Annotated in this window: 13 protein-coding genes; 3 read left to right on the forward strand and 10 right to left on the reverse strand. The window is 51.7% G+C overall.

Translation table 11 applies throughout. From position 1 onward, the window contains the following. Window positions 1-484 (reverse strand): ATP-binding cassette domain-containing protein (locus tag LDK53_RS01780; RefSeq protein WP_412174820.1); only part of this gene is annotated, 484 nt, incomplete at its 3' end. A gap of 253 nt (window positions 485-737) precedes the next feature. Here LDK53_RS01780 and LDK53_RS01785 point away from each other — a divergent pair. Next, on the forward strand, window positions 738-1,025 hold the full coding sequence (locus LDK53_RS01785) for a recombinase family protein (protein WP_263643416.1): 288 nt from the start codon (window positions 738-740) through the stop codon (window positions 1,023-1,025). A 326-nt stretch (window positions 1,026-1,351) separates the two neighbouring features. Here the strand turns inward: LDK53_RS01785 and LDK53_RS01790 are convergent, their stop codons facing one another. Together LDK53_RS01790 and LDK53_RS01795 are read right to left on the reverse strand one after the other, a co-directional pair. After that, window positions 1,352-1,891 carry a DUF3732 domain-containing protein gene (locus LDK53_RS01790; protein ID WP_318527745.1) on the reverse strand — a complete coding sequence of 180 codons (540 nt, stop codon included), beginning with the start codon at window positions 1,889-1,891 and terminating at the stop codon, window positions 1,352-1,354. Window positions 1,892-2,032: 141 nt separating this feature from the next. Next, the gene (locus tag LDK53_RS01795; protein ID WP_225283781.1) at window positions 2,033-2,353 is read right to left on the reverse strand and encodes a hypothetical protein; all 321 of its coding nucleotides are present in this window, start codon (window positions 2,351-2,353) and stop codon (window positions 2,033-2,035) included. Window positions 2,354-2,819: 466 nt separating this feature from the next. Between LDK53_RS01795 and LDK53_RS01800 the strand changes: the two genes are divergently transcribed. Then, window positions 2,820-3,134: a hypothetical protein gene (locus LDK53_RS01800; RefSeq protein WP_126801466.1), complete on the forward strand. Its 315-nt coding sequence runs from the start codon at window positions 2,820-2,822 to the stop codon at window positions 3,132-3,134. Here the strand turns inward: LDK53_RS01800 and LDK53_RS01805 are convergent. Beyond that, entirely contained in the window at window positions 3,131-3,925 is a 795-nt protein-coding gene (locus LDK53_RS01805) for a DUF4225 domain-containing protein (protein ID WP_126801481.1), read from the reverse strand. The two genes, LDK53_RS01800 and LDK53_RS01805, sit on opposite strands and share 4 nt — an antisense overlap. A 404-nt stretch (window positions 3,926-4,329) precedes the next feature. Here LDK53_RS01805 and ldtB point away from each other — a divergent pair, with 404 nt between their 5' ends. Then, a complete protein-coding gene (ldtB, locus tag LDK53_RS01810) occupies window positions 4,330-5,250 on the forward strand; it encodes a L,D-transpeptidase (protein ID WP_025757284.1) in 921 nt (306 codons plus the stop codon). 41 nt (window positions 5,251-5,291) lie between these two features. Here the strand turns inward: ldtB and LDK53_RS01815 are convergent, their stop codons facing one another. From LDK53_RS01815 to LDK53_RS01840, 6 genes are all read right to left on the reverse strand, one after another. Further along, window positions 5,292-6,008 carry a GntR family transcriptional regulator gene (locus tag LDK53_RS01815; protein ID WP_225283784.1) on the reverse strand — a complete coding sequence of 239 codons (717 nt, stop codon included), beginning with the start codon at window positions 6,006-6,008 and terminating at the stop codon, window positions 5,292-5,294. 11 nt (window positions 6,009-6,019) lie between these two features. After that, the gene (locus LDK53_RS01820) at window positions 6,020-7,345 is read right to left on the reverse strand and encodes a PTS sugar transporter subunit IIC (protein ID WP_095449999.1); all 1,326 of its coding nucleotides are present in this window, start codon (window positions 7,343-7,345) and stop codon (window positions 6,020-6,022) included. 51 nt (window positions 7,346-7,396) lie between these two features. Next, window positions 7,397-8,773, reverse strand: a complete 1,377-nt coding sequence (locus tag LDK53_RS01825) for a glycoside hydrolase family 1 protein (protein ID WP_225283786.1) — start codon at window positions 8,771-8,773, stop codon at window positions 7,397-7,399. 147 nt (window positions 8,774-8,920) lie between these two features. Further along, the gene (locus tag LDK53_RS01830; protein ID WP_225283788.1) at window positions 8,921-9,961 is read right to left on the reverse strand and encodes an aldo/keto reductase; all 1,041 of its coding nucleotides are present in this window, start codon (window positions 9,959-9,961) and stop codon (window positions 8,921-8,923) included. 104 nt (window positions 9,962-10,065) lie between these two features. Continuing rightward, a complete protein-coding gene (locus tag LDK53_RS01835) occupies window positions 10,066-11,589 on the reverse strand; it encodes an efflux transporter outer membrane subunit (protein ID WP_225283790.1) in 1,524 nt (507 codons plus the stop codon). Continuing rightward, window positions 11,589-12,732: DHA2 family efflux MFS transporter permease subunit (locus LDK53_RS01840; protein ID WP_225283792.1), on the reverse strand; the 1,144-nt coding region annotated here is incomplete at its 5' end. The genes LDK53_RS01835 and LDK53_RS01840, both read right to left, overlap by 1 nt.

A 12,732-nucleotide genomic window follows, 5' to 3' on the forward strand; every position in this document is an offset into this window, starting at 1 on the left:
GCGCCTGCGCCAGCAGCACGCGCAGCTTCCAGCCTGGCGCACCTTCGCTCATCGGGCCGTAGTGTTGTTCTACCGGAATACCCACGCCCAACAGCAGCTCGCCCGCACGGGCTTCCGCGGAGTAACCGTCCATTTCGCCGTACTGCGTTTCCAGATCGGCCACTTTATAACCGTCTTCTTCGCTCATCTCGGCCAGCGCATAGATACGATCGCGCTCCTGCTTCACTTCCCACAGCTCCGCGTGCCCCATGATCACCGTGTCGAGCACGGTGAACGCTTCAAAGGCGAACTGATCCTGACGCAGCTTACCGATACGCTCGTTAGGGTCGAGCGAAACGTTGCCCAGCGTCGGCTCCAGGTCACCGCCGAGGATCTTCATAAAGGTGGATTTACCGCTACCGTTGGCACCAATCAGGCCGTAACGGTTGCCGCCGCCAAATTTGACGGAAATGTTTTCGAACAGCGGCTTACTGCCAAACTGCATAGTGATATTGTTGCAAAGAAGCAAAATTGATACTCTCTTGTAAGTTACTGAGGTGTATATGAAACAAAACGGAAAAGCATACTCTTACATAAGATTTTCATCAAAGAAGCAGGAACAAGGCGACTCGGTAAGGCGCCAAATCGAACTTGCAGAACAGTATGCATATGCTAATAGTCTAATTCTATCAGATTAGAACTTCCAAGATCTCGGAATCTCAGCATTCAAAGAGGGAAACAGGCCTTCGCTTGGAGATATGCTTGAAGCAATTGAGAATGGTCAAATTGAGCAAGGCTCGACTATCATCATTGAATCGCTGGACCGTCTGAGTCGTCGAGGTATCGACGTCACTCAACAAATCATTAAGTCAATTTCGCAAAACAACGTCTTCATCGCTTCATTGGTCGATGGCTTGTGTGAATCTGTCAACGACCTCGTAAGTGTCATCAGGATAGCTCTAGCAGCTGATCTGGCGCCTAAAGAATTGGAGAAAAGTCTCAGCGTTTACGTGAGACGAAAGGACAGCAACGTCAACGTGCTTTAAATGGTGAAATAATCAACAAAGTTCTCCCTTTCTGGTTAGAACGAAAGCAAGATAAGTTTGTTTTTAGTGAAAAGCTTGACACCGTCAAACGGATTATCGATTTGCGTCGAAAAGGATATGGGACACATAAAATAGCTAAAATCTTAAATAACGATGGCTATGAGCTTGTTGAATATAACAATGAATGCTACCCCATTAATAATAGCGATTCCCGCTAGCAGTCTTTATTTAAAAACACATCAAGGTCGACCTCTAAAAAAATAATCAAATGAAAGATTTTAAACTAATATAACATTAATAGACCCCCCCAACTATTGAAATAAATTTTATATTAGCTTCTCACCATTTTCTTTCCACCTCTTTCTAACTAAAGATTCAAAATCAATAGATTGAAGTTCTAATTTATCTGCATGTTCTAAGATTATAATTTGAGGCATATACCCCATTTTCTTATTGATATGACCCAGAAGAGTAACAACAGTATTAAATATATTCTCCACTTGTTTGACATCTGAGTCTTTTTCTTTTTCATCATAAAACCCTGATGGAAAATAAACCTGACTCGGTTGATCTAAAAAAAGGAATATTGGAATGCACGATTTTTTCTCTGTGGACAGAATATATAAAATAGATAGAAATAAAGACAAGTGACATGCAAGCCAATTAGCTCCGCTCCCCATTTCATGAAGCCTAATTTTTTGCTCACCAAGCTTATGATAAAAATCAAAAGATTCTAACGAAAAATAAAGATTTGCAGGTTTCAATTCTTGTTCAAAATCGAGTTGATTACAAATCTGAGTCATTATATTATTTAATCTCTTTTCATATTTTGCATATTTTTCTGAGAGATTATAGGTTGTGATGATATAATATTGAGTTTATCAATAAGAGTAAGTATCTCCTTTTCACATACGCTCATAAATTTATCATGATATTTCTTAATGGCTTTAGTAGGGATAACTTTCTTTAAACGCTCAATTTTTACATTCGCAGATAATTCATTCCATTTATAAAAAATAGACATCTTCTTTGATGTCTGAAGTCGTTAATAACTCAAATCGAGTAAAATTATCGTAAACAGAATCTTCCGACATTAAATTATATAGTGTCTTCCAAAAATCTTTATGTGTATCATTAAGCCAAGTCTTTGAAGAATGATGCTTTACTTCAATGCTCGTTCCATTATGAGCAACATCACCAAAACACTCAATCCATATAACATCGTTTTCTTTTCCACTCAAACATCGTTCTAAAGCTATAAACTTTTGGTAATCAAAACCCAAAATGTTTGAAGTCGCATTATTTGATACTCCTGACATGCCTGACATGATTACCTCCCTGAAATGTCTAGAACAAAGCAATTATAATGTTCTAACACAATAGCTTCTATGCACACTTTTTAAAACTGTATACACATACAGAGTGGTAATGATTTCAAAAGGGAATAGGTTGAAAGTGACGTGAGTTAATAATCATTTTGAAATATTTAGTGAGTCAATAATATGATTTTATTGGCTTTTCTGCTTGCTGCTTAACGCATGCAACTTTAGTAAAAACTGTGCTGTTTCATCATCGAACGGAATGGGGATGTATGCCATTAAAAAAAGTGATCAATTTAAATTATAACACTTGATAAAATACCGCTTAGTTACCACTTCCACAGCTTGGTTTAGACATGTCTAAGAGATTGTGGATTCTCCAATCCGGGATAAGGACTAAAGCTGGTATGCTTTAAATTTCATAAGTATAATCAGCCTCTGTTAAGAGCACTTTATGACCAAACGGAGTGACAGAATGGGCATTACAGAAGATTCTTTGTTGAAATCGGGATTTACTAACAAAGAAATACAGGTTTTAAAAAACAACATTGAAAGTTTTGGAGGAGATTTTGATGAGGTAGTACATGACCTGGCTAAAAGGTTTAATATCCTGATTTGCATATTGTTTTTCTTTTTACTATCATTGATAGTTTTAGCTGCTTATTCCAGTACAGGCAAGTTAATATCAGGAAGTATTGGCTTATTAATAACATCAATGTTCTTGATCTTTATACAACCACCAGTAATTTCATATAAATCCTGGCGGTTTTGTAGGAAAAATAGGAGTTAGTCTGTATTGATAAGATCGAAAATCACCTTAGCTTTGATTCCGTAGCCAACGATTTTCATAGTCAGCTTTGGTTTGCTCATAACTGTAATCTTCCGATAGTAATCGTTTGGAATATAACGAAAAAGCCTCCATGCTTCTGCTTTCCTCGACAAGCCAAAAATAGTGTAAACACTTGCGCTAAGCGAAATAGCTTTGTAAGCAGCGAGCCCTGATTCAGGTTTGAAGCCCATAAAACTGGCTGTTTCCATTATACCATCAGCGAAAATACCTTCCGATTTTGATTGTTGTCCATGCAATATTTTATCGACTTCTTTTGTTATACCATTTGCACCATCTACTACTAGTATCGCTCCCGCTAATATCCCTATTGGTGTTCCGGTCGTCATCATTATTGCGCCACCAATAGCAGCCATCCCTGATATAACAATATTCACAGCTGAGATAACATAACCAACTATTTTATTGTTTTCCCTGATGAATTCGACTTTCGCATAAAGCTGCGCAGCTCTGGTTCTTAACAGGCGATCTTGTTCACGTAAATTGTCACTTTCTGCACGGAGATTCTTGATACAGGCCATACACTCTTCATCAGTTTTAGCAAATCGTGCTGCTGCAAATTCCTTTTCTACGATCTGCTTTATCTCTTCGACAAACTTGATTCGTGTAAGACCATCATGCAAATAGAATGCAGATAGTTGGTTGGCTGTTTCAACTAGCTTACGAGCCTCAAGATTCACCATCGTATCTGACCAAGCCCTGTTTCTCCCCTTGTTGAGTAATGCTATGTCCATAAAGTATCCCTCAGGCTTTGTCATCGCTACGCTTTCAATAAGCTCATTTTTGGTCATTTTACGTGCAATGCAGCGAAGAGCAATAGTAATGTATGTGTTATGAGTTCATCAGGGAGGTAAGAAAGATAAAGAAAACAATTAGTTACTTTGAAACTATATCGTGACGTTGCTGGTAACTAACACGGGGAGATTCCTGCGAAAAGTGTGATAAACACGGCATTATGCCACAATTCCGAATTGAGATCCCGTGTTGCGACGCTCCGCTAAACTTTAACAAAATCGAAAAAAATGTGATTTCGTACACATCTGAATTCCCTGTTAGCGGGAATGCACATATAATGCGCTCCCATCACAGATTCAGACTTATCAACTCACGCCTGAATGGCTTAGATACCTCGCACAACATGAACATGAAATTAACAACGCTTTTTGCGGCGGCGTTAGCCGTAGTAGGTTTTTGCAAAACCGCTTCTGCGGTGACTTATCCGCTGCCGACAGACGGTAGCCGTCTGGTGGGTCAAAACCAGGTAGTGACGGTGCCTGAGGGTAACACTCAGCCGCTGGAGTATTTTGCGGCGCAGTATCAGCTGGGCCTGTCTAACATGCTGGAAGCGAACCCGGGCGTTGACCCGTATCTGCCAAAAGCCGGGACCGTGCTTAACATTCCTCAGCAGTTGATCCTGCCGGATACCGTTCATGAAGGTATCGTCATCAACAGCGCGGAAATGCGTCTGTATTACTACCCGAAAGGCACCAACACCGTGATCGTGCTGCCAATCGGTATCGGCCAGTTGGGCAAAGACACCCCGCTGAACTGGACCACCAAAGTTGAGCGTAAGAAAGCAGGCCCAACCTGGACCCCAACGGCGAAAATGCACGCGGAATACATCGCAGCAGGCGAGCCGCTGCCAGCCGTGGTCCCGGCAGGCCCGGATAACCCGATGGGTCTGTACGCGCTGTACATTGGCCGTCTGTATGCTATTCACGGTACTAATGCCAACTTCGGTATCGGCCTGCGCGTCAGCCACGGCTGCGTACGTCTGCGTAACGACGACATCAAATTCCTGTTCGAAAACGTACCTGTCGGGACGCGTGTGCAGTTCATCAACGAACCGGTGAAAGCCACGTCTGAGCCAGATGGTAGCCGTTACATCGAAGTGCACAACCCGCTGTCCACCAGCGAAGATCAGATCAACAATAACGAAATCGTACCGATTACGCTGAACAGCGCGGTGCAGGCGGTGACCTCTCAGCCTGACGTCGAGACGACGATTGTTGACCAGGCGGTGCAGAACCGCTCCGGTATGCCGGTGCGTTTGAACTAATCGCCAAAAAGAAAAAAGCGGGCTTCGATGCCCGCTTTTTTTTACCCGTTATTGACGATCACAATCCCGCCGTGGTCGTACCGGTAGTGGCAGTGGGCATACTCCAGCGGCGTGCCATCTTCCAGATAGATCACCTGCTCCACCTCCAGCACCGGGTCGCTCTCCTCGCAGACCAGATGCAGCATGTCCAGCGCATTCGGCTTTAATGCCCGCACTACCCGGTACGATCCCATAATCTTCAGCCCCAGCGTCTCCTGGACATAGCGAAACACCGAGCTTTCAAGATGGCTCTTATTCAGGCCGGGCACCAGATTGAGCGGCATCACCGTGGCGTCCAGCGACATCGGCTCACCGTTGAGCAGACGCAGGCGAATGAAATCATAGACGGGCGTATCGGCGTTGATCATCAGCGAAGCCTGCTCTTTCTCGTTCGGAAAACGCAGTTCAAAATGCACCACCTGGCTGGTCACCGTACCCAGATGCTCCCAGGTTTTGGTCGCGCCAAAGTAGTCGCTGCCGGAGAGATCCCACTGCGACAGCTGAAGAAAATTCTTGCGGATGAACGTCCCCTGCCCCTGGCGGGTATACACCAGCCCTTCGACAATCAGCTGACGCATGGCCTGCTGAATGGTCATCCGGCTGGTATTGAACTCCGCGGCCAGCGCAAACTGGTCCGGCAGCGGTTCATTGGCGGCGTACTGCTGACTGATGATGCGTTTCTTGATTTCCCGCGCTATGGTGATGTACTTCGCCGCCATCGTCCTTCCTTTCAGTTAGTTTCTATCCCGCTGTTTTTTAACGCCACTCTCTCGGCAATCTTGAGGAAAGGCAGGTAGAAGAATACACCAAATACGATGATTGCCAACTGCACCACCACCGCCCGCCAGTCCCCCGCCGTCGCCAGCCAGGCGCTTAGGATCGGCGGTGTCGTCCAGGGGATCATCACCACGCAGCGCGACATCAACCCCAGGGTCGTACAGAGCCAGGCAAAATAGATGCCGATGGCGGGTAACAGCACAAACGGGATCATCAGCGGCAGGTTAAAGACAATCGGCAGCCCAAAAATCACCGGCTCGTTGATATTGAACAGACCCGGTGCCAGCGACAGACGCGCCACCTGCTTCGCCGACTGTTGCCGCGAGAAGATAAAGATGGCGATCAGCAGCGAGATCGTGCTGCCGGTTCCGCCCACCATGCCAAACGTCGGCACAAAAATGTTATTGATGATATGCGGGATCGGCTGACCGTTGGCGAAGGCCAGCATGTTCTCATTGGTGTTGATCAGCAGGAATGGTTCCAGCACCACGCTGTTCACCACCGACTGATGGATCCCCAGCGTAAACAGAAAGTTACCAAAGCTATAGATGAAAATCGTTCCCGGCAGGCTGGTATTGATGAGCCGCAGCGGCTGCTGGATAAAGGTCGTAATGAGATGGATCAGATCCGTATGCAGCACGTTTGCCAGCAGGGCTGCCAGGATAGCAAACAGCGAGAGCGTCAGGATGGTCGGGATCAGCGCGGTAAAGGATTTGCTCACCGCCGGCGGCACGTTTTCCCCGAGCGAAATGTGCAGCGCCTTCAGTCGCGAGATAGCGATAAACAGCTCCGTCGACAGCAGACCAATCAACACGCCGGCGAAAATCCCGGTCGAGCCGATATTGGCGAAGGTCAACACCTGGGTGACGTTTACCGTGGTCTCACTGCCGACGGGCGTGACCTGTAAGCGCATCGGCATCATGATGATAAAGCTGCTGACGGCGATAACCACTGCCGAGACCGGATTGTCGAAATCTTTGTTGCGCGCCAGCGACCAGGCAATCATCGGCGCCAGCAGCAGCGCGGCGATGTTCAGCGTGCCGTTAATGATCGCCTCGCCCCACACCTTAAAGTGGGTAAGCGTGTCGCCTTCCAGGATCCACGGAAACACCACGTTGTTCACCAGCACCGCCAGTCCGGCGAGGATGAAAATCGGCATCACCGTGGCGAAGGCGTCGCGCAGGGAGCGCAGGTGCACCTGGTTTGCCAGGCGCGCCGAGAACTCAACAAATTTGTCGACAAAGGACTGCATATGCGGTGTGATTTTTGTTTCAGACATAGCGGATAGTTCCCATCAATCAGTCACAAAAACGGCCCGGCAGCGTACGGCTTACATCTCGCGTCCGTTGGTATGGATTACCTGTTTTAACCACGCGTAGCTCTTTTTCGGCACGCGTTTCAGGTCTTTCAGGTCGTGGTTTTCACGGTTGACATAGACCACCCCGTAGCGCTTACGCATATCGCCCTGGGAGCTGAGAATGTCGATCAACCCCCAGCCGAGGTAGCCCATCACCTCTGCACCATCCTCAAATATCGCGGCTTTCATCGCCTCAATATGCGCCCGGTGGTAGTCAATGCGGTAGGTATCCTCGATGGGGTTGACGCCGTCCCAGGACTCAATCACGCCAATGCCGTTTTCAATCGGGAACACCGGCATGCGCCAGTCGTTGGCGTAGCGGGTAATGATGGTGCGAAAACCGAGCGGGTCGATCTGCCAGTTCCACTCGGTGGCTTTCAGGTACGGGTTATTTTTCTCGCCGTGCAGCAGGTAATAGTTGACCGGCGTGCCCTCCGGGATCGCATCGCTGTCCAGCGTTTTACTGGCGTAATAGCTGAAGGCCATAAAGTCGTTTTTGGTGTGCGCCAGGAGCGCTAAATCCTCGGCGCGGTAGAGATCGCCAAACCCTTCCTGCTCTACCACCGCCATGACCGCCGGGCTGTAGCCCTGACCGGCAAAAACGCGCAGCAGGTTCTGGTTGAGGAATTCGTCGTACTGCTGGGCGCACAAGATATCGCGCGGTTTGCAGGTGGCCGGGTAGATCAGCTGATGCGCCAGCATGCCGCCCATTAGCTGGCCCGGTTTGGTCTGGTGCAGATACTCGGTCAGCGCCATGTGCGCCACCATCGTATGGTGCTGCAGTTCGTACAGCTCGCGCAGGGTTTTCTCCCCTTTCATGTAGCCGGAAATACGAAACGCTTCCGGCATATGGAAAATGTTCTGCTCATTAAAGGTCAGCCAGTACTTCACCCGGTCACCGAAGCAGTCGATCATCTTTTTACCGTAGCGGATAAAGGCGTCCATCACCCGGCGGTCATTGAAGCCGTTGTACTCCTGCGCCAGCGCCAGCGGCATATCGAAGTGGTAGAGGCAGACCATCGGCTCAATACCGCGAGCGATCAGGTCGTTAATAAAGCGGTCATAAAACGCGATGCCCTCGTCGTTGAACGCACCGTCACCCTGCGGGCAGACCCGGCTCCAGGAGATCTGGAAGCGGTAACAGTTCATCCCCAGATCCTGCATCAGGTCGAAATCTTCCCGGTAGCGGTGGTAGGAGTCGGTCGCCACCTTCCAGTCAGAGATGTTCTCCCCAGCTTCGCGAATGTCGTAGACCGACATCCCCTTTCCGCCCTCATTCCATGCCCCTTCCGTCTGCATGCTGGATACCGAGTTGCCCCATAAAAAGTTGGCTGGTAGCTGATTGTTCATGGTCTCTCCCTATATGACTAGTCATTTAAATTTCATGACTAGTCATATAGACGAAGAGGTAAAAGCGATCAAAGAGGAGGATCGTTTTTTGTGAGCAAGGCGGGAAAAAAGCCCCGGTAAGCGAAGCGCCTACCGGGGAAAGGAAGGTTATTGTTGTGCGAGCTGATTACGGCGATATTCACCCTGCCGCTCCAGCATCCAGCCGGGATATTCGCGCGGCAGCGCGCTGACCGCATCAAGCTGTTTAAGCTCGTCTTCGCTTAAGCGGATCCCAGTGGCGGCAATGTTGTCATCCAGCTGTTCGACGCGTTTGGCACCAATGATCACACTGGTGACGGCTTTTTGATGCAGCAGCCACGCCAGTGCGATTTGCGCGACGGAGACACCCTTGCTTTCGGCGATAGTGCGCATCACGTCCACGCAGTCGAAGGCGCGTTCTTTATTCACCGGCGGGAAGTCGAACTCCAGACGACGACCACCGGCTTCACTCTGCCCGTCGCGGCCATATTTTCCGCTCAGCAGACCGCCCGCCAGCGGGCTCCAGACAATCAACCCGACGCCTTCGCTCTGCATCATCGGCACCAGCTCGCGCTCCAGATCGCGTCCGGCGATGGTGTAATACGCCTGGAGCGATGCGAAACGCGCAAGGCCGAGACGTTCAGAAATACCGAGCGCTTTGGCAATCTGCCATGCTGCCCAGTTCGAGACGCCGATGTAGCGCACATGGCCGTGCTGCACCAGGTTATCCAGCGCGTACAGCGTCTCTTCAATCGGCGTGGCCGGGTCGAAACCGTGAAGCTGGTAGAGATCGATATGATCCAGCTGCAGACGGCGCAGGCTCTCCTTCACGCTGCTGATGATGTGGTAGCGCGAGCTGCCGCGTGAGTTCACCCCTGCCGTCCCCGTTTCGCCGAATACTTTGGTAGCCACCACCACGTTTTCGCGCGGGATTTTCAGGTTTTTGAGCGCCTGACCGGTAATCGCCTCCGAGCGCCCTTCCGAATAGACGTCCGCGGTGTCGATAAAGTTGATCCCGGCGTCCAGCGCGCGGCCCACCAGCTGCTCGGCCTCATTTTGCTGCAGCTGGCCAATCTTGCCCCACATGCCGCCTTCACCGCCAAACGTCATGGTGCCGAGGCAGAGTTCAGAAACAAACAGACCGGTGTTGCCCAGTTTTTGATAACGCATATGTCATTCCTCGCATGTCGATTGGGTACCCGATAGTTATACCCGCCTCTCAGCCATCGCGAATGTGGCGTTCCTGTCCGTTTCTTGCCCAATCCTCTGAAAATTTATCCGCGCGGGGCATCGCCAAAGACGGTGTAGTCCGGTAATTGCACCTGCTGATACAGCTCCCAGCCGCCGCCGAGCGCCTTGTAGAGCGCCACCAGGTCAAGGGCGCTTTGCACCTGCGCCTGGGCGCGCTGCTGCTGGGCCTGCGCCAGCTGTCGCTGGGCATCCAGCACGTCGATAAAGCTGGCGATCCCCTGCCGGTAGCTGTCGCTCGCCAGGTCAAAGGCGTTTTGCAGCGCGTCGATGGTTTTCGCCAGGCCCGCTTCACGCTGCTGATCGGTACGGTAGCTCACCAGCGCATTCTCCACATCCCCGAGCGCGGTCAGCACCGTCTGGCGATAGTCCAGCACCGCCGCCCCCTGCTGCGCACGCGCCAGTTTCACGCTGGAGACCAGCCGTCCGCCCTGGAAGATGGGAATCGACACCTGCGGACCAAAACTGTAGAAATGGCTGCTCCAGTCGGTCAGCCAGTTGGTTTCGCTGTTTCGCAGGCCAAACTGCCCGGAAAGGGTAAAGCTCGGGAACAGCTGGGCCACCGAGACGCCGATTTGCGCCGTGGCGGCATGAAGATTCGCTTCCGCTTCCCGCACGTCCGGGCGGCGTCGCGCCAGCGTCGACGGAATGCCCGTTTGTACGATATCCGGCAGGGCCGGCATCGGCTGCGCGGATTGTAGTTCTGCATCCAGCGCGCCCGGCGGCTTGCCGAGCAGGATCGCCAGACCGTTCATCGCCTGGCGCTCCTGTGCCTGATACTGTGGCAGCTGTGCTTCAAGATTGCCCAGCTGCGCCCGGGCGTTTTCGACATCCATCTGCGGTGACAGCCCGCCGCGCTGGCGGCTTTCGGTGAGATCCAGCGTCTGTTGCGCGCTTTTAATCTGCGTGTTCAGGGTGGCGATAATGCTCTGCGCCCCGCGCAGCTGCAGCCAGGCGCGGGCCACTTCCGCTTCCAGCGACACCAGCGCATCGTTACGCTGTTCAATAGCCGCTTTCTGCTGCGCTTGTGCCGCCTCGACCTGCCTGCGCACTTTGCCCCACAGGTCGATTTCCCACTGGGCGTCGAAGCTGCCCTGATAGAGGTTGATCGGCTGCGTCAGCGGTCCTAACGCGCCCCGCAGCTCAGGATCAACGTTATCCAGCTGGTCATACACCCCGTGGGATTTCAATTCGCCTTCCAGACCGAGCTGTTGGCGCGTCGCCTGCAGATTACCGTTCACCGACGGGTAAAACGCCCCGCCCGCCTGGTTAATCTGTTCACGCGCTCCCGCGATGCGCAGCACCGTTTGCTGCAGCGTCAGGTTTCCGGCGATGGCGCGTTCAACCAGGCTGTCGAGCTGCGGCGAGCCGAAGGTTTTCCACCAGCGCGGGTTGGTCGCGGCGGAGGTGGTTTGCGATTTCACCCCGCCGTCGCCTTTATCGTTCCAGTGCGTCACGGCAGGCGGCGCGGGCGGCTGATAATCCGGCCCGACGGCGCAGCCGGCCAGCAGCATCATTATCATCAGGGGGTGTAAACGTCTGTGTATCATCAGTGTGCTCCTGCACTCCCCTCGCTCTTAACCGGCGAGAGCAACAAACAAAACGGAATCAGCAACAAGGCCACCGCGCTCAGAAGGGTGAAGACATCGATGTAGGCCAGGAAGCGCGACTGCTCAATCATGGTCTGGTACAGGCGTCCGGTGGCAATCCCGGTGGGATCCCCCACCTGGGTGGTGAAATTCTGGATCGCCTGGGCGCTCTCGCGTATCGCCTGCTGGAACTGCTCGTTAAACGGCGAGGCGTGGTACGCCAGATGCGCGCTGTGCGCCTGTGAGCGTTCGGTGATGGCCGCCGTCGACAGCGAGATCCCAACCGAGCCCGCAACGTTACGGAACATGGTAAACAGCGCCGCCGCATCGGCGTTCAGCCGTCGCGGGATCGAAATAAAGGCAATGGTGGTCAGCGGAACAAACAGGAACCCCAGCCCCAGCGACTGGGCGCTGCGGAACAGCACCAGCGTTTCGAAGTCGATATCCGGAGTGAGCGTGCGTGACCAGAAGAACGACACCGCCAGACAGGTAAAGCCAAAGGCAATAATCCAGCGCGTCTGCACCACCGGCATTAGCTTAAGCACCAGCGGGATGGTCAGCACTATCAACACCGCGCCAGGCGACAGCACCAGCCCGGACCAGGTAGCGGTGTAGCCCAAATCCTGCTGCGCCAGCTGCGGGATCACCACCGAGCTACCGTAGAGGATCATCGCCATCCCCGCCATCAACAGGCTTGAGACGGCGAAGTTGCGGTCTTTCATGCAGTGCAGATCTACCACCGGTTTTTTGGCATACATCAGCCAGTAAATGGCGCCAATAATGCCGATCAGGGTTAACACCGCGAAGGTGCGAATAAAGTGCGAGTAGAACCAGTCCTCGTCTTCGCCCCGGTCGAGCATCACCTGCAGGCAGCCGAGGCCGAGCGCGATCAGGCCGATCCCCGTCCAGTCGATGGTCAGCTTCTCTTTCGATTTACTCTCCCACGGCGGATCTTCCAGCAGCTGGTAGATCGCCAGCACCGTGACAATCCCCACCGGGATATTGATAAAGAAGACCCAGCGCCAGGAGTAGTTATCCGTGATCCAGCCCCCCAGCGTCGGGCCGAGTACCGGGGCAACGATAATCGCAATGGACGAGAGCCCA

Source organism: Enterobacter sp. K16B (genome assembly GCF_020216105.1).
In the GTDB taxonomy this organism is placed as follows: domain Bacteria; phylum Pseudomonadota; class Gammaproteobacteria; order Enterobacterales; family Enterobacteriaceae; genus Enterobacter; species Enterobacter sichuanensis.